The 16,427-nt window shown below is 73.0% G+C and carries 15 protein-coding genes; 6 read left to right on the plus strand and 9 right to left on the minus strand.

What is annotated here, in order from left to right; all coding sequences use genetic code 11:
• Nucleotides 1-5: 5 nt before the first annotated feature.
• The gene (locus FR742_RS14930; RefSeq protein WP_148031519.1) at nt 6-2,132 is read right to left on the minus strand and encodes an alpha-galactosidase; all 2,127 of its coding nucleotides are present in this window, start codon (nt 2,130-2,132) and stop codon (nt 6-8) included.
• A gap of 121 nt (nt 2,133-2,253) precedes the next feature.
• On the opposite strand from FR742_RS14930, the gene FR742_RS14935 reads away from it, so the two are divergent.
• Complete coding sequence (locus FR742_RS14935; RefSeq protein ID WP_148031520.1) at nt 2,254-3,027, plus strand: hypothetical protein; 774 nt, start codon at nt 2,254-2,256, stop codon at nt 3,025-3,027.
• Here FR742_RS14935 and FR742_RS14940 read toward each other — a convergent pair.
• From FR742_RS14940 to FR742_RS14970, 7 genes are all read right to left on the minus strand, one after another.
• Entirely contained in the window at nt 2,984-4,210 is a 1,227-nt protein-coding gene (locus tag FR742_RS14940) for an FAD-dependent oxidoreductase (RefSeq protein WP_148031521.1), read from the minus strand. The two genes, FR742_RS14935 and FR742_RS14940, sit on opposite strands and share 44 nt — an antisense overlap.
• Entirely contained in the window at nt 4,207-4,764 is a 558-nt protein-coding gene (locus FR742_RS14945) for a TetR/AcrR family transcriptional regulator (protein ID WP_148031522.1), read from the minus strand. The genes FR742_RS14940 and FR742_RS14945 overlap by 4 nt, the downstream gene beginning before the upstream one ends.
• Nucleotides 4,765-4,849: 85 nt before the next feature.
• A complete protein-coding gene (locus FR742_RS14950) occupies nt 4,850-5,890 on the minus strand; it encodes a PP2C family protein-serine/threonine phosphatase (RefSeq protein WP_261808542.1) in 1,041 nt (346 codons plus the stop codon).
• A gap of 211 nt (nt 5,891-6,101) precedes the next feature.
• A complete protein-coding gene (locus FR742_RS14955; RefSeq protein WP_148031523.1) occupies nt 6,102-6,446 on the minus strand; it encodes a TraR/DksA C4-type zinc finger protein in 345 nt (114 codons plus the stop codon).
• A 57-nt stretch (nt 6,447-6,503) separates the two neighbouring features.
• On the minus strand, nt 6,504-7,268 hold the full coding sequence (locus tag FR742_RS14960; protein WP_148031524.1) for a rod shape-determining protein: 765 nt from the start codon (nt 7,266-7,268) through the stop codon (nt 6,504-6,506).
• Nucleotides 7,265-7,705: a TraR/DksA C4-type zinc finger protein gene (locus tag FR742_RS14965; RefSeq protein ID WP_148031525.1), complete on the minus strand. Its 441-nt coding sequence runs from the start codon at nt 7,703-7,705 to the stop codon at nt 7,265-7,267. The genes FR742_RS14960 and FR742_RS14965 overlap by 4 nt, the downstream gene beginning before the upstream one ends.
• An 81-nt stretch (nt 7,706-7,786) precedes the next feature.
• A complete protein-coding gene (locus FR742_RS14970; RefSeq protein ID WP_148031526.1) occupies nt 7,787-8,146 on the minus strand; it encodes a hypothetical protein in 360 nt (119 codons plus the stop codon).
• A 392-nt stretch (nt 8,147-8,538) separates the two neighbouring features.
• On the opposite strand from FR742_RS14970, the gene FR742_RS14975 reads away from it, so the two are divergent.
• The 4 genes from FR742_RS14975 to FR742_RS14990 all read left to right on the plus strand — a co-directional run bounded on the left by FR742_RS14975 (nt 8,539) and on the right by FR742_RS14990 (nt 13,512).
• On the plus strand, nt 8,539-8,886 hold the full coding sequence (locus FR742_RS14975; protein ID WP_148031527.1) for a hypothetical protein: 348 nt from the start codon (nt 8,539-8,541) through the stop codon (nt 8,884-8,886).
• Between the two features lie 45 nt (nt 8,887-8,931).
• Entirely contained in the window at nt 8,932-11,190 is a 2,259-nt protein-coding gene (gene secD, locus FR742_RS14980) for a protein translocase subunit SecD (RefSeq protein ID WP_148031528.1), read from the plus strand.
• Between the two features lie 199 nt (nt 11,191-11,389).
• Entirely contained in the window at nt 11,390-12,625 is a 1,236-nt protein-coding gene (locus FR742_RS14985) for a PP2C family protein-serine/threonine phosphatase (protein WP_148031529.1), read from the plus strand.
• A gap of 50 nt (nt 12,626-12,675) precedes the next feature.
• Entirely contained in the window at nt 12,676-13,512 is an 837-nt protein-coding gene (locus tag FR742_RS14990) for an FRG domain-containing protein (RefSeq protein ID WP_148031530.1), read from the plus strand.
• Here FR742_RS14990 and FR742_RS14995 read toward each other — a convergent pair.
• Nucleotides 13,437-14,264 (minus strand): alpha/beta fold hydrolase, encoded by an 828-nt coding sequence (locus tag FR742_RS14995; RefSeq protein ID WP_148031531.1) that lies wholly within the window; start codon nt 14,262-14,264, stop codon nt 13,437-13,439. The genes FR742_RS14990 and FR742_RS14995 overlap by 76 nt on opposite strands.
• Nucleotides 14,265-15,151: 887 nt before the next feature.
• On the opposite strand from FR742_RS14995, the gene FR742_RS15000 reads away from it, so the two are divergent.
• Nucleotides 15,152-16,423, plus strand: a complete 1,272-nt coding sequence (locus tag FR742_RS15000; RefSeq protein ID WP_148031532.1) for a thioesterase II family protein — start codon at nt 15,152-15,154, stop codon at nt 16,421-16,423.
• The last annotated feature ends 4 nt before the right edge of the window (nt 16,424-16,427 follow it).

Below are 16,427 nucleotides of genomic sequence, written 5' to 3' on the forward strand. Positions count from 1 at the left end.
GCCCGTCACACCGCCGTGAGGTGGATCAGCACCGCGTCGTCCGGAGACAGCGACGGGATCCCGATGCCGGAGACGCCCAGCGCCCGCCCGGTGAGCACGTGCTCGCCCGTGACCCAGACCGGGTCGCCGTTCCGCGGCCGGGAGCGCACCGGCGTCAGCGGGCGGACGCGGTAGGCGGTGCCGGGGTCGAGCCCCGGCAGCCGCAGCAGGCCCGGTGGCCAGGTGACGGGCAGCGCCAGCATGGCGACGGCGAAGATCGCCTCGGAGCCGTCACCGGCCACCACCCCGTGCGCCTGGAAGCCCTCAGGCGCCTCGTCCAGCCGCACCGCCGTCCCGGTGTGCAGCAGCTCCCGGTGCCGCTTGTGCAGCTCGATCCAGGCGGCCACCTCGGCCAGCTCGGTCTCGGTCAGCGTGGTGAGGTCCCACTCCAGCCCGAAGTGGCCGAAGAACGCGGTCACCGCGCGGAACGGCAGCGCGTGGACGCGGCCGGTGGTGTGCGAGCGGGGCGCGCCGACGTGGCTGCCGATCAGCTCCGGCGGCAGCAGCTGCGCGGTCCAGCGCATGATCTGCTGCCGTTCGGTCGAGTCGATGCAGTCGCTGGCCCAGACCCGGTCGGTGTGCTCCAGGACGCCCAGGTCCACCCGGGCGCCCCCGGACGAGCAGGACTCGATCTCCAGCCCCGGACGGGCCGCGCGGATCTCGGCCAGCAGCCGGTAAAGGGCGAGCGTCTGCTCGTGCACCGCGGGCCTGCCGGTCGCCGCCCAGCCCGCGTCGACCAGGTCGCGGTTGTGGTCCCACTTGACGTAGTCGATGTCGTACTCGCCGATCAGGGCCAGCAGCCGTTCCTTGACGTAGGCGTACGCGTCCGGGTGCGCGATGTTGAGCACCTGCTGGTGACGGGCGGTGGGCGGCAGCCGGTCACCGGCCCCCATGATCCACTCGGGATGGGCGCGGGCCAGGTCGGAGTCCGGGTTGACCATCTCCGGCTCGAACCACAGCCCGAACTCCATGCCGTGCGCCCGCACCCGCTCCACCAGAGGCTTGAGCCCACCGGGCCACACCTCAGGGTCGACGTACCAGTCGCCGAGCCCGGCCCGGTCGTCGCGCCGGCCCCTGAACCAGCCGTCGTCCAGCACGAACCGCTCCACGCCGATCCGGGCCGCCCGGTCGGCCAGCTCGGTCAGCCGGTCCAGGTCGTGGTCGAAGTAGACGGCCTCCCACGTGTTGAGCACCACCGGCCGCGGCGCCGGCGGATGGGACGGGCGGGCGCGCAGGAAGCCGTGGAAGCGGTGCGCGGCCTCGTCGAGCCCGCGCCCGTACGCCGCGTACATCCACGGCCCCGGGTACGACTCGCCCTCGGCGAGCACGACCTCGCCCGGCAGCAGCAGCTCGCCGCCGCCGAGGTGGGTGCGGCCGGTGTGGACGCGTTCGGCGTAGGAGAGGTGGTTGCCGCTGAACGCGACGTGCACCCCCCACACCTCGCCGCGCCGGAAGCCCGCGTCCGGGGTGGTGGCGAACAGCACGGTCGCGGCGTCGGCGCCGGTCCGGCCGTGGCGGCCCTCGCGCAGGTGGGTGCCGACGGTGATCGGCCGCCGCTGCGGGACCCGTTCCTTGGACCAGCGGCCGGCCTGGTCGAGCAGGTCGGTGGCGACGGCGGGCACCGGCAGCGCCAGGTGCAGCGCCTCCAGCGTGTACGGGTCCGCGTGGTCGTTGCGCAGCCCGGCCCTGGCCCGCAGCAGCCCCGAAGGATGCAGCTCGACGGTGAGCGACAGCGTGAGCCGGGCGCGCGGGTCGGCGGCCTCCGCGGTGAGCGCCCGCACCCCGCCGCCCTCTTCGAGCCCGTACGTGACGGCGGTGAAGGCGGGCGACCAGTCGCGGCCCGCGCGGTGACCCCGCAGGCCGGGCATGCCGGTCCAGCCGGTGCGCGCCTCGGGGACCAGGCCGGTGCGTACGGGGACGTCGGAGGTCAGGTCGAGGCGGGGCCGCAGCGAGGAGGCCAGCGCGGCCAGCGCCCGGTCGTCGAGCGGGCCCAGGTCGGGCCCCCAGTACAGGATGGCGGGCAGGGCGTCGGAGGGGCATTCGATCACCACGGAGACCCCGGAGGCCCTGAAGTGGTGGATGACAGGCTCCATGCGCGTCTTTCTGGGTGAGGGGACAACGCTCGGCTCGATCGTTTCACACGGCCCCGAGACGTCCCCGTGATGATCGTCTGCGAGGATGCCCCGATCCCGTACTGATCATGAAGGACATCCGATGAAGCGTGCCATAGCCGCGCTGGCGGGCGCCGCCGCCCTCCTCGCCGCCGCCCCCGCCCACGCGACCGCCCCGGCCGACCCCGTGAAGGTCCTGCAGAAGCGGCTGGCCAAGGGCACGGGGCTGAAGTTCACCGACACCGTCTCGTACATCGACCTGGAGGGGACGACGGCGGCGCTGCGCCGCACCGGGAAGCTGACGCTGGACCGGAAGGGCGCCGCCGCCGTCGAGGTGCGTGCCCGCACCGTGAAAAACGACGCGGACCACCTCGGAGGCATCGTGGACGACGAGCGGGTGATCGCCGTCGGCAAGCGGACCTACGTCAAGGGGGGCATCCTGTCCCGCAGCGCGCCGGAGGGCAAGACCTGGGTCAAGCTCCCCCGCGCCTCTCTCGGCCTGGGCGGCCGGTACAGCCAGACGATCAACCCGGCCGAGCCCGCCACGCTGAAGGCGCTGATCACCTCCGGCGAGAAGTCCGGGCGCACGTACACCGGCAAGATCAGCGAAGGAGAGCTGTGGAAGATCTCTTCCTGGTTCCGGCTCTCCAAGGTGATCAAACCCACGGATCCGGAAGTGCTGGAGTACCGGCTCACGCTGAGCGCGGGCGAGCTTCCCGCGAGGCTCGTCACCACCTTCCCCGCCGCGTCCGGACCGTGGCGGCGCAGCCACAACGGCGGCGAGACGATCAGCGTCGACACCCGCTACACCGGCTGGGGGAGCAAGGTGCGCATCAGCGCTCCGGCCAGGAGCCAGGTGCATGAGGTGAAGCGCTGAACAGCTCGTGACCTCCGGGGCCGAGCCTGCCCGCCAGCAGCCGCCCCGCGCCCGGCAGCGCGGCCAGCCGCAGCAGCCAGTCGCGGGCCGCGATCCGGCCCCGGCTCGGCGGCGCCATCCACTTGACGAACCGGCGGCCGAACCGCTGCACCCGCGCCACGGGCCCGCGCATCCGCGCCTCGTAACGCGCCGCCGCGGCGGGCACGTCCGCCAAGAGCCCTCCGCCGGGCGCCGCCGCGGCGGGCACGTCAGGTCCGCCACCGGTCAGTTCCTCCGCGAGCACCCGGGCCGCCGCCATCGCCAGCGACGCCCCGTGCCCGGCGAACAGCGACACCGCCTGGCAGGCGTCGCCCAGCAGCACCACCCGGCCCCGGCTCCACGCGTCCATCTCCACCTGGCTCACCTGGTCGTAGTACAGCTCCGGCGGGTCCGGGCAGTGCGGCAGCACCCGGGGCAGGATCCAGCCCAGGTGCCCGTACCGCTCACGCAGCGCGGCAGCGGGGGCGGCGGGCCAGGCCGGATCGGGCTCGCGGTGCAGGAACAGCATCGCGAGCCGGCCGCCGCGCAGCGCGTACGCGCCCGCCATCATCCCGGGAACGGTCAGCATGCGGTAGCGCACGCCCACCCGCCGGCTCAGCTCCTCGTCGTCGAGCGAGTACGCGGCCACGTGGTGGCCCAGGTAGCGCACGAACCGCTCCCGCGGCCCGAAGACCAGCTCCCGCACCCGTGAGTGCACGCCGTCGGCGCCCACGAGCAGGTCGGCGTCCCGCCACGTCCCGTCGGAGAGCAGGACGCGCACGCCGCCTGAGCCCTGCTCCACCGCGTCCACGGTGAGTCCGTACCGCACGGGCGAGCGCACCCGGTCGGCGACGGCCCGCGCCAGATCGCCCCGGAGCAGGCTGGTCACCCCGTACGCGCCGGGCGGCAGCGTCAGCCGGCTGGTGGTGCGCCCGTCCCCGTCCACGTAGCCGAGCTCGTTCACCTCGTAACGCAGCTCGCGCAGCCTCTCGCTCAGCCCCATCCGCGCGGCCACCTCGGCACCCGGGCCGTAGAAGTCGATCATGTAGCCGCCGTCGCGGAACGACCCGGCCCGCTCCACCAGCTCCACGTCCCACCCGGCCCGCTCCAGGTGCCAGGCCAGCGTCAGCCCCGCGATGCCGGCGCCGCACACCACCGCTCTCATCGGGTCCCCTCCCGCACCAGGGCCAGCAGCGGCGCGGCCAGCCGGTCCGGATCGAGGGCGGGGTCGAGCGCGCGATGCAGCACGATGCCGTCCATCGCCGCCGCCAGCACGGCCGCCACCGCGTCCGCGTCGCCCTCGTGCCCCCGCTCGCGCAGCCACGCCGCCACGACCGTCCGGAACCCGCCGACCTGCCCGCGCAGCCGCTCCCGCAGCTCCGGGATCCGGGTGGCGGCCAGGTAGAGCTCCGCGACCAGCAGCGACGCGGGGTCGGTGCCCGGATAGCGGCCCAGCTCGGCCATCATCCAGCGCACCCCGTCGCCGAGGTCGGCGTGCCGCGCCAGGCCGCCCGCGAACTCCTCCAGCAGCCGCCCCGTCACCTCCGTGCCCGCCTCGGCCAGCAGGTCCGTCACCGACGAGAAGTGGTAGTGCACCACCCCCGGCGCGACCCCCGCCCGCTCGGCCACCATCCGCGTGGACACCCCGCCCCAGCCCGCCTCCACGATCAGTGGCACGGCCGCGTCGAGCAGCCGCCGCCGTGTCGGAACCGCTGTCATACACCCTCCTTTTGGACGAACGCCTTGGACGACTGTCCAACACACTACGCGCGAAGGCCCGGAAGGGTCCAGCGGAGGGATCCACTCAGGAGAGATGGCGGCGCAGCAGCAGCATCGCGGCGTCGTCCGGCAGCGGGCCGCCGACGTGCTGGATCAGGTCGGCGCGCAGCGCGTCGAGGGCCTCCTGCGGCTCACCGGCCAGCAGGAGCCCGGTGCGGTCGGTCAGCGGGTAGAAGTCGCCGCCGCGGTTGCGCGCCTCGATCACCCCGTCGGTGAACAGCAGGATCTGGTCGCCCACGCCGAACGCCACCCGATGCGGCTTGGGCCGGTCGGTCGCGAGCGCTCCGAGCCCCAGCGGCAGGCTCTCCTCCGGCGGATCCACCGTGATGATCTTCCCCCCGCCGCGGATCAGCAGCGGCGCGGGATGCCCGAAGTTCAGCAGCGAGATCTCCTCGTCGTGCACCTCGGCCAGGATCGCCGTCACGAACGTCTCCGCGCTCAGGTGGCGGCCCAGGCTGGCCTCCAGCCGCTCGCCCACCTCGGTCAGCTCGCTCATGTCGTACGCGGCCTCGCGGAAGGCGCCGAGCACCCACGCGGCGGTCTCCACCGCGGTCAGCCCTTTGCCCTGCACGTCGCCGATCAGCAGCCGCACCCCGTGCGGTGTCGTGACCACCTCGTACAGGTCACCGCCGATCTGCGCCTCCGCCGCCGCCGACGTGTACGACAGCGCGATCCGCAGGTCGGCGGCCCGGCGCGGCACCGGCCGCAGCAGCACCCGCTGGGCGGCCTCGGCGACCAGGCGCACGTTGGCCAGCTCGCGCTCGCGCCGCAGCCGCAGCCGGCTGACGATCATGCTGGCCGCGGTGACGCCCGCGACCGTGGCGATGGTGATGTTGTTCTGCCGGGTCAGCAGCGTGCCCTGGTATTGAGCCAGGGGCACGCACAGCGCCAGCGCGGCCACGCCCACGAAAGCGGTCCTGCGCACGCTCCCGTACACGGAGGCGAACGTCGGGCCCAGCGTCAGCAGCGGGAGGAAACCCAGATCGCGGCCGGCCATCAGGTCGGTCACCGCCACCGCGAGCAGCACGGCGAACGGCAGGTAGCGCAGCACGACCTGCGATCTCACCGGAGCCCCTCGCCCCGTCGCCGCCCAGTCCCGACCCGCGCTCCCAGCACTTTCCTCCCCGAGCGTGCACGAACTCCCGGCCGTGAGACGTCAACGGCGCGCCGAGACAATCATGGCCGATCAAGGCGGTTTCGTTACCGACCGTTTCCCAATCGTAAGTCTTGCCTGCCGCGCGCCCCGGGAAAGACGCGCGGCTATCTGGACCGGATGCTCAGCGGGCTTCGTGCCGCTGACGGCAGGGCACGCAGTGCCGGGTCAGCGGCCTGATCTTCAACCGCTCGAACGGGATGCTGGTGCCGCAGTCGGCGCAGCGGCTGTAGCTGCCGTCCGCCAGCCGCTCCAGGGCGTCGCGGATCTCGGTGATGGTCCGCTCGGTGGCGGCCAGGTCGGCCAGCACGCCCTGCTTGGAGCCGTCGTCCGTGCCACCGCCTCCCTCCACCAGTGCCCGGAGCTCGTCCAGCCTGGAGGCGCGCCACATGAGCTGGCTCTGCAGGTTCTCGCTGATGGTCTGGACCTGGACTTCGCTGAGCATGACGTGCTCGTCGTGCTGGGTCATGGAATGCGTCCTTACGTGAGAGAGAGGTGTTCGTAGCTGCGGAAGAGGGGACGGCGCTCAGGCCGTGGGAAGGGCGAGCAGTGCCGCCATGGGAGGCAGGCACAGCCGCGCCAGCCCGCGCACGGTGGCGTGCGCGGGTTCGGGGGCGCTGCTCACCGTCATGCGCAGCCTGGAGCACAGGCGCCCCGCCAGCCCGGCTTCCGCCGCGCCGCCGCCGGTGAGCATCAGCCCGCCCTCGCGCGCCGCCGGGCGCAGCCGGGCCGGCAGGCGGGCCAGGAGTTCGGCCGCCATCTCGGTGACGCGGTCCTGGACGTGCGCGGGCAGCGACCCGTCGCCATCGGCGGGCAGCTGGACGGCGACGGCGTCGGTGACGGCGGCGTCCCTGATGACCACCGCCTCGATGATGCCCGCGCCGACGTCCATCAGAAGCCGCGGGCGCGGGCCGGTGATGTCCAGGCCGCTGCCGAGCGCGGCGGCCAGCGGCTCCTCCACCACGGTCGCCGCACAGCCGGCGGCCCGCTCGACGATGCCGGTGACCGTGGCCCGCTCGGCGGGCGAGGCGGTCACCGGCACGCCCACCAGCACCCGGCCGGGCGTCCGCGCGCCCTCGGGCAGCGCGGTGCGCAGCACCTGGTCGACCAGCCGCGCGCAGGCGGCGACGTCGGCGACCAGGCCGTGCCTGACCGGCCGGGCGGAGCCGGGCACGCCGGACGGCTCGTCGACGATCGAAGGGTGGCCGAAACCGATCAGGCGGATCCGCGCGGTGCCGAGATCGACCGCGGCCCTGTCGTCCAGCCAGGAAACGCGGCCGTTCCCGGTCACGTCTTGTTCCCCGCCTCGTCTCCGGCTCCAGGTCCCGGCGGGACGGCCGCCTCGGGCCGGCTCCGCTCCGGGACTCCCGCGGGGGCCGGGCGCGGCGCCGGGATCTCGGTGGCGCCGGAGTGCCCCTGCTGCTCCCTGGTGCCGGCGCAAGCGAGGCAGAGCTGCTCGTGCGGGATGCGGCGCAGCACACCGTACGGAATGAAGGCGCCGCAACGCACACAGGTGCCGTACAGGCCGCGGTCCATCCGGGCGAGCGCCGACTCGATCGCGTCGCTCTCCCGGCGGGCGAGCCCGGCCAGCGCCGCGGAACCCGCCGTCACGGCGGCCGACAGGTCGGCGCGAGCGGCGGCGAGCCGCTCCTCCAGCAGGTCGCGCAGCTCCTCAAGCCGCGCACGGTGCTGGTCGTAGTCCTGCATGAGTGTCTGCAATGAAGCCATGAGGCATCGCTCCTAGCCTGAGAGATCCGGCGCGTACGCCGAGGAGGCCCCGCGCCGCGACAGCACGGGGAGGGAGGATCTCTAGACGGGCGGCGGGCTCCGGGAGCCGGCCGCGCGATGACCCGGCTGCTGGGGGCCGCGGATGGCGGCCGAGCCCGCTTCCGGCCAGGACGGGGCGTGCCTGACGGACACCGTCTCGGCACGCTGGCGCGCCGGCCACAGGCGGGGCAGGTGCTCGGCCCTGACCTGCTGGTGCGGCAGCGTCGACACCGCCGTCACCTCCGACCCGGGCGTCATCACCCCCGCGGTCTGGACGCGCTGCTGCACCGGGTGGACCCCGGCCCAGCGAGGCGTGGAGGCGACCATGACCAGGGCAAGCAGCAGCAGGCCCACCACCGCGAGAAACGGGGTGGAGCCACGTGTGATGCTCCGGGTCGCCATGAGGCCGACCATAGCTCACTTTCCTGGTGGAAGCACCGGTCAAAGTCGCCTGATCAGGGTGGCGTCCGCACTCTGGAACGGGCCCGGGAAAGCACCCCTGAAAGGCGCCGATACCGGCGAGGCGTCCGGTGCTGGGGCGGGCACGCCGTAGGGTGGAGGCTTACGCGCGTGAGTGCCTTCGCGGCGCGCGTGTGCCAGCATGGAGATCGGATCCAGCCGTCCGGTCGCGTACCGCCGGTGGACGGGACGATCCCGCTGATCGTCCCGGTAAGATCATCGTCACCGATGGCGGCGGCTGCGCAGCGGGGAAACCGCGTTCCGTGCGGCCCGGCCGGATCTCCGGCGTCCACACCGCAAGCACGTCAAGATCAAGGCAGCGACGAGGAGGGACCGTGCGCACCAGGGTGCCCGCAGCGCTCCTCCTCATGCTGTCGTGGTTCCTGCCCGCCCCCGCCCACGGACAGGTCGTCCAGGTCGTCACCGCGCAGGGGGTGACCCAGCAGGCCCAGCAGGGCAGTCACCACCCGGGCGCGCGCAAGTCGCCGCTCCCGCCGTCCACCGCCCAGGCCCGGACGATCTCGTACGAGATGAGCGGCGGCGCCGCCCTGCTCCCGCCCGGCCCGCCGCGTCCGTCGCTGCACGCCGCAGCCGCCGAGCGGCCGCACGCCTGCGCGGGGTTCACCGCCGCCTGCCAGGAGACCACCCCCGCTCGCGCGCCCCCTTCCTCCACGGCGCTCTGAGAACACCCGGTCCCTTCTTTCCTCTCAAGCCCGTGGAGGCTTCCCATGTCACGTGCGCCGCTCTGGCGCGCACTGGCGGCTTTCGCCGTCATCGCGACCTCATTGGTCCTCGCCCTCACCATGGCGCCGCGGCTCGGCCTCGACCTGCGCGGCGGCACCCAGCTCGTGTTCGAGACGCGCGACTCGCCCACGATGAAGGCCGACTCCGAGGCCACCGACCGCGCCCTCGACGTGCTCCGCCGGCGGGCCGACGCGCTCGGCGTCGTCGACCCCACCCTGGTCCGCTCCGGCGAGCAGCGCATCATCGTCGAGCTGCCCGGCGTGCTCGACCCGGAGCAGGCGGCCGAGGTCATCGGCAAGACCGCCCAGCTGTCCTTCCACGCCGTGAAGGGAGTGGCCCAGGAGGGCGAGAAGGCGGAGAACGGCGAGATCGTGGTCGCCGACGAGAGCGGCCAGCGTCTCAGGCTCGGCCCGCCGGTCATCAGCGGCGACGGCGTCAGCGACGCCAACGAGCGCAGCGACCCCCAGCAGGGGCCGGGCTGGTGGGTGAGCGTCCAGTTCCGCGACGCCGCCGCCTGGCAAAAACTCACCGGGGAGGTCGCCTGCTTCGAGGCGGGCGACCCGCGCCGGCGGCTCGCGATCCTGCTCGACAACGAGATCATCTCCTCCCCGCAGCTCGACCCGTCCATCGCGTGCAGGGCCGGCATCCCCGGCGGCGGCACCGACATCACCGGCGACTTCACCCTTGAGGAAGCCCGCGAGCTGGGCGTGCTGATCAAGGGCGGCGCGCTGCCCGTTCCGATGGAGCTGGTCGAGCAGCGCACGGTCGGCCCCACGCTGGGCGCCGACGCCATCGAGGCCAGCGCCAAGGCCGGCGTGGTGGGTCTGCTTCTCACCACGCTGTTCATCGTCGTCATCTACCGGATGGTCGGCCTCGCGGCCGCCCTCGCGCTGGCCTGTTACGGGCTGATCTCGTACGCGGCGCTGGTGGCGATGGGCGCCACCCTGACCTTGCCGGGCCTGGCCGGTTTCGTGCTGGCGATCGGCATGGCCGTGGACGCCAACGTGCTGGTGTTCGAACGCGCCAGGGAGGAGTACGCGGGAGCGCCCAAGCGGGGCCTGCGCCATGCGCTCGACCGCGGGTTCAAGATGGCCTGGAGCGCCATCGCCGACTCCAACATCACCACCCTGATCGCCGCCGGGCTGCTGTTCTGGCTGGCCTCCGGGCCGGTCAAGGGCTTCGGCGTGACCCTCGGCATCGGTGTGCTGGCCTCGCTCGTGTCGGCCATGCTCATCACCCGCGTGTTCACCTCGCTGATCATCGACCGGATGGGCCCGCGCGTGTCCGGCCTCGGCTCGGTCGGGCGGGTCAGGACCTGGCTGACCAAGCGCGACCCGCAGGTCATGGCCCACAAGACGCTCTGGCTGGGCATGGCGGTGGTGGTGACCGTGGTCTCGCTCGCCGGCTTGTTCGCCCGCGGGCTCAACTTCGGCGTCGAGTTCACCGGCGGCCGGCTGGTCGAGTTCTCCACCTCCACCCCCATCACGGCCGACACGGCCAGGCAGGCGGTCGCGGACGCCGGCTTCCCGAACGCGGTGGTGCAGGCTTCCGGCCCGGACGTCTCCGTACGGGCGGGCGAGCTGGAGATCGCCGAGGTCAACCGGATCCAGGAGGCGCTGGGCGAGGTCGGCGGTGAGGTGAACAAGAGCCGCGACGAGTTCATCGGCCCGAGCCTCGGCGAGGAACTGCGCCGCAACGCGCTGATCGCGCTCGGCGTGGCGATCGCCGCCCAGCTCGCCTACCTGGCGTACCGGTTCCGCTGGACGTTCGGCACCGCCGCGGTCTCCGCGCTGGTGGTGGACGTGTCGGTGGTGATCGGGCTGTTCGCCTGGCTGGGCAAGCCGATCGACGGCGTGTTCCTGGCCGCGATGCTCACCGTCGTGGGTTACTCGGTCAACGACAAGGTGGTGGTCTTCGACCGGGTCCGGGAGCTGTGGGCGCTCAACCGCAAGGAGCCCCTGGCCAAGTCGGTGAACGGGGCGATCCTGCAGACGCTGCCCCGGACGATCAACACCGGTCTGGGCGCGCTGTTCATCCTGATGGCGCTGGCGGTGTTCGGCGGCGACTCGCTGCGCGACTTCGCCATCGCCCTGGTGACGGGCATCATCGTCGGCACGCTGTCGTCGTCGTTCGTGGCCGGGCCGCTGGCCATCACGCTGGGCCGGTTCGACAAGCAGCCGCCGCCGGAGCCGCCGCAGCCGCGTGTCAAACGAGCCCGCGAGGGCTCGGGCGCGGTGCTGTGACGAGCCCGTGAGGACAAGAGACGCGACGGCGGTTCGCCGGCGCGTCTCTTGCTTTCCGGGGTGATGACGCAGGTCAGAGCCCGGCCACGCCCTCCATGCGACGCGTTTGCGGATGTTTGCCGCCGCCTTTGACCGGTGGGACACGGCAACCGCGAATAATGGCCAGCAACCATAAAGGCGAAATGGGGGGCGAAATCCGATGAGCGGCCCTCGTGATGTCCGGAATGCGCTGAGCGGCCTGCTGCGGGACGGGCAGCAGGCCACGCTGGAGGACCTGCCGAACCTGGCCGCCCGCCACGCTCCGCAGGTGGGTGTCCGGCAGTGCCTGATCTACCTGGCCGACCTGCAGCAGAGCACGTTGCGGCTGCTCGCCGAGCGGGACGGGCCGTACGGCCACCCCGGCGCGCCGGACGACGTCACCGAGGACAAGCCGCCCGACGACCTGCGCATCGACGCCACCTACGGCGGCCGGGCCTTCCAGGAGGTGCGCATCCTGCGCAAGCCCGCCGAGCGCGGCATGGAATGCTGGTGGGTGCCGCTGCTGAACGGCGCCGAGCGCCTCGGCGCGCTCCGTGTCCTCGTCGAGCGCCCGAGCGCCGTGGCCGAGGAGGACGTGCTCGACCTGGCCCAGCTGCTGGCTCTCCTGGTCGCCGGCCGGCGCTCCTTCAGCGACTCGTACACGCGCCTGGTGCGCTCGCGGCGGATGAACGTCGCCGCCGAGATGCTCTGGCATCTGATGCCGCCGCTCACCTTCGCCAACGCCGAGGTGACCATCGCGGGAGTGCTGGAGCCCGCCTACGAGATCGGCGGGGACGCCTTCGACTACGCGCTCGGCGACGAGATCGTCCACCTGGCCATCTTCGACGCGATGGGCCACGACGTGGCCGCCGGGCTGGCCGCCAACCTGGTCATGGCCGCCAGCCGCAACCTGCGGCGCGACGGCGCCTGCCTGGACGCGACCAGCGAGGGCATCGAGAACCTGCTGCTGCGCGAGTTCGGGGAGACGGCCCGGTTCGTCACCGCGATCATGGCCGACTTCGACCTGCGCACCGGCATGCTGTCGTGGGTGAACCGCGGCCACCACCCGCCGGTGCTCATCAGGGCCGGCCGGTGGGTCACCACGCTGGACTGCCCGCCGACGGCCCCGTTCGGGCTCGGCCTGGAGCTTCCCGCGCAGGTCTGCCACGAGCAGCTCGAACCCGGCGACCGGCTGCTCATGTACACCGACGGGATCGTCGAGGCGGGACGCCACCGCGGCGAGCAGTTCGGGATGGAGCGGTTCGTCGACTTCATCCTGCGGCACTCCTGCGCCCGGCTGCCGGTGCCGGAGACGCTCCGCCGGCTCATCAAGGACGTCATGGACCACCACGAGGGCCGGCTCCAGGACGACGCCACGGTCCTGCTCACCGAGTGGCACGGCCGCGCCGGCGCGTAACGTCGCAGGTCATCGGTGTCAACCGGCTGCCTCGGGGCAGCGGTGCGGGGATGAGGTCGCACGAGGTGTCGTCGTGGCGGGAGCTGGACGACGCGATCTGCGAGGCCAGCAGGCCGCGCGGCAGCGCCCACGTGCATCCGACGCTGGTCTTCCGCGGGCTGGCCCGGAGCACGGACGCGCACGTGTCCAGCCTGTCGCGGCTGCGCGGCGACTACGCCGCCCTCGAGCGGCACCTGGTGCGCAACTTCCGCAAGTACGCCCACCGCGCCACGCCGGGGGAGACCGTGTGGGACTGGCTGGCGCTCGGCCAGCACCACGGGCTGCCGACCCGGCTGCTGGACTGGACGTTCTCGCCGCTGGTGGCCCTGCACTTCGCGACCGCGTCCTGGCCCGAGGAGGACGGGGCGCTGCTGGCCGTCGACTGCGAGCGCGCGCACCGGCTGCTGCCCGGGCCGCTGCGCGAGGAACTGGAGCGGGAGGGGGCGCTGGTGTTCACCACCGAGATGCTCGCCCGGGTGGCGGGCGACCTGGACGGGTTCGGCCGGCTGGCCGGCGACCGGCCGTTCCTGACGTTCTTCGAGCCGCCGTCGCTGGACGAGCGGGTCGTCAACCAGTCGTCAGTGCTGTCGGCGACCTCTTCCCCCGCCTACCAGGTGCAGGAATGGCTGGCCGGGCATCCGGACCTGTGGCGGGGCTGGCTGCTCCCCGCCCGGGTCAAACTGGAGATCAGGAACCGGCTGGACCAGGCGGGCATCACCGAGCGGGTGCTGCTGCCCGGCCTGGACGGGCTGGCCGCCTGGCTGCGCCGCTACTACACGCCCGGCGAGGCCGACCGGGGCTCCTCCGAAGACGGCAGCACCACGGCCGGCGGTTCCGCCCGCCGGTAAGAAGGCCGCATGGGCGCGTAGGAGTCGGCGAGGGCGGCCGCCTCCGCGATCAGCGAGGCCGTCATCCCGCCGTGCTGGAACGGGAACACGTGCGCCCCCGGCACCGTCACCGACCGCCCCAGCGGGGCCGTGATGGCCAGGCCGTCGGCCCAGGCCTTCGGGCACATGTGGTCGCGCGCGCCGCGGACGACCAGCACCGGGCAGGAGATCTTGCCGATCAGGTACTCGGGGAAGTCTGACTGCGCCGAGCGGACGCACCGCAGCACCTCGGCCGGCCCGCCCCGCAGGTAGTACGGCAGCGTGACGGGCAGCACGCTCAGCGGCTCGCGCACCACCGTGCGCAGGAAGGGCCGCGCCATCCGCCGCAGCGTCCGCTGGCGCGGCGGGAACGTCGGCCCGAGCAGCACCAGCGACCTCACCCGCGCCGGGTGTGCGGCCGCGACCCGCAGCGCGACCTGGGCGCCGCTGGAGTGCCCCGCGAGCACCACCGGCCCGTCGGGCACCGCCTCCAGCCAGTCGCCCACGGCCTCCGCCACGGCCGGCACCTCGGCCGCGCACGGCCTCGGCGGCCGGTGCCCGAACCCCGGCACGTCCAGCAGGAACGCGTGCGCCCACGAGGCGCAACCGGCCAGCGTGTCCTTCATGTAGCCGACGGCGCCCAGGCCGGGCAGCAGCACGACCGTCTCGCCGCGGCGCCCCACCTCCAGGCTCCGCATCCGGCGGCCACCCACGTCGTCCCAGCGCTCGCGCATCCGCAATCCACCCACACGCGACGCCCTACCGGAATCGAGCCCGTTCAAACGTGGGCGAATTGTTTTCCGGCGGCTCCGAGGCCGAGCGCATTCATATTGATAGGGATTTTTCTCGGGGAAATGCGGGGGAGGGATTTCGAGGCTTTCTTACTGGATGTGTTGCAACCAAGGGCCGTCCTTGTCATGATGTCGTGCCCCGTCGCGGTTCCCCGTGTTTCCGGTCCCCGGGGAACGGTGCCGTCGGCCTGCTCGTAGCGACTACGGCCGATATTGCTCGAACAGCTTTCTCGCCTTGACAAGCTCCTATTCATGTGGGCCGGAAAGCGGTGTGGAATCGCGCCGATGGTGGTGGCCGGATCGCCGGACCGTGGTCGCCGGGGGCGGGATCTGACGAAAAAACGCGCGAGCCGGGAATTCTTGTCACGGGGCCGGCCGCCCTGAGGCTCGGGGGTGCCTGCGGCTCGCCGTGCGGAAGCTCACCGGCGGCTGGGCGCAGCAGTGAATCACCCTATAGAGGCAGATTTGGAGATAAAGGCGGACATAGCGGACAGCGAGGCTCGGAATCGGTCCGCCGTATTTGGTTTCGGTCGCATTCGGCCGCCTCGCACGCGCGCCTATCATCCCAGGGCTGCCTGGGCAATATTTCCCCGGGTCTGATTTTTGTCGCGTCGCATGGCGGAAGAGCGTTAATCGCGGCGTTGACTCCTCCTCTCAACCTGGATATAAGAGTTCTTGTCGCACTACCGCGTTACATCGCACGAAATGTAGTGACCCTTCGTAGTAATTCCCCATTTGCTTAGTTGTTCCGAGGCATTTGTCGAGGAGCGCCGTAACATGGCGATTGACGGCCTGCACATCGAGCGACGAATCCATCACACTCCGACAACTTGCGCCGCTCCCCGCCGGGGAGGTGCTGGACGATCGCCGGCTTCTTGACGGCGGCGCAGCGGACCCCCCATCCCACGGTGCCCGCTCCCGCCCGCACGCTGTTCTGCCTGCCCTACGCCGGAGGAGGCGCGAGCGCTTACGGAGGTCTCCTCCGCGAGCTCGCCGGCCTCACGGTGACCCCCATCCAGCTCCCCGGCCGCGAGAACCGCATCGCCGAGCCGCCGGCCTTCACCGTGGGCGAGATCGCCGACGAGATCGAGCCCGCCACCGGCGCCCCGTACGCGCTGTACGGGCACAGCATGGGCGCGCGGCTCGCCTTCGAGGTGGTGCGCGAGCTGCGCCGGCGCGGCCTGCCGCCGCCCTCGCGCCTGTACGTGGGCGGCGCCCACCCGCCGCACCGCAAGGTCCCGCTCGCCGCCACCGCCGACCTGCCCGACGAGGCGTTCATCGACCAGCTCGTCCGCCGCTCGGGCGCGCTGCCCGAGCTCAAGCACGTGCCCGAGCTGCGCGAGCTGCTGCTGCCCGTGCTCCGCGCCGACTTCGCCTGGATCAAGAGCTACCGGTACGAGCCGGAGCCGCCCGTCGACACCCCGATCGTCGCCTTCACCGGCCTGGACGACGGCGAGGTGGGCGCGGCGGACATGCTCGGCTGGGCCCGCCACACGACGGCCGGCTTCCGCCTGCGCACCCTCGCGGGCGGCCACCTGTTCGTCAAGGACCGGCCCGGCGACCTGGCGGCCCTCATCGCCGCCGACCTCGCCGGCGTCCACCCCCTCCCTGACCTGGGCGAGGTCCACCTCTGGCTGGGCAGCGGACCGCTTCCGTACGGCGAACACGGAGACGCCGGGCTGACCGTCGCCACCTGCCAGGCGGCCGGCCTCGTCCTGACAGCGGCAACCCGCGCCCCGACCGTGGGCGTGGCCCTCACGCACCCGGCCGGGCCGGTCGACGCGGCGAGGTGGCTGAGCGCCGGGGAGCGGGAGCAGGTCGAAGGGGCCGCGGAAGAGGACCGGCGGTGGCTCGAACTGCGGGCCGTCACCGCGAAGCGGGCGCTCGCCGCCGCGGCGGGTCCCGGCGCCGACCCGACGGCCGCCGGGTTCCCCGATCTGGCCGATCCGGCGCCGTGGCGGGCCTCGGAAGGCCGGCTGTCCGGCTGGTGGGTCGTCCACCTGCCGGTGCCCACCGCCCGGGGCGAGGCGCCGGCCGCCGTGGCCGTGCCGTACGACCGGGTGCGGCTGAGATTCGACACGCTGCCCGACCGGGCCGGATGACGGG

Origin of the sequence: Nonomuraea sp. C10 (genome assembly GCF_008017515.1) — a bacterium.
Lineage (GTDB): Bacteria > Actinomycetota > Actinomycetes > Streptosporangiales > Streptosporangiaceae > Nonomuraea > Nonomuraea ferruginea.

Coding starts and splice junctions, on each gene's coding strand:
- FR742_RS14930 (WP_148031519.1), bottom strand. CDS start 2,132: ATGGAGCCTGTCATCCACCACTTCAGGGCCTCCGGGGTCTCCGTGGTG.
- FR742_RS14935 (WP_148031520.1), top strand. CDS start 2,254: ATGAAGCGTGCCATAGCCGCGCTGGCGGGCGCCGCCGCCCTCCTCGCC.
- FR742_RS14940 (WP_148031521.1), bottom strand. CDS start 4,210: ATGAGAGCGGTGGTGTGCGGCGCCGGCATCGCGGGGCTGACGCTGGCC.
- FR742_RS14945 (WP_148031522.1), bottom strand. CDS start 4,764: ATGACAGCGGTTCCGACACGGCGGCGGCTGCTCGACGCGGCCGTGCCA.
- FR742_RS14955 (WP_148031523.1), bottom strand. CDS start 6,446: ATGACCCAGCACGACGAGCACGTCATGCTCAGCGAAGTCCAGGTCCAG.
- FR742_RS14965 (WP_148031525.1), bottom strand. CDS start 7,705: ATGGCTTCATTGCAGACACTCATGCAGGACTACGACCAGCACCGTGCG.
- FR742_RS14970 (WP_148031526.1), bottom strand. CDS start 8,146: ATGGCGACCCGGAGCATCACACGTGGCTCCACCCCGTTTCTCGCGGTG.
- secD (WP_148031528.1), top strand. CDS start 8,932: ATGTCACGTGCGCCGCTCTGGCGCGCACTGGCGGCTTTCGCCGTCATC.
- FR742_RS14985 (WP_148031529.1), top strand. CDS start 11,390: ATGAGCGGCCCTCGTGATGTCCGGAATGCGCTGAGCGGCCTGCTGCGG.
- FR742_RS14990 (WP_148031530.1), top strand. CDS start 12,676: ATGAGGTCGCACGAGGTGTCGTCGTGGCGGGAGCTGGACGACGCGATC.
- FR742_RS14995 (WP_148031531.1), bottom strand. CDS start 14,264: ATGCGCGAGCGCTGGGACGACGTGGGTGGCCGCCGGATGCGGAGCCTG.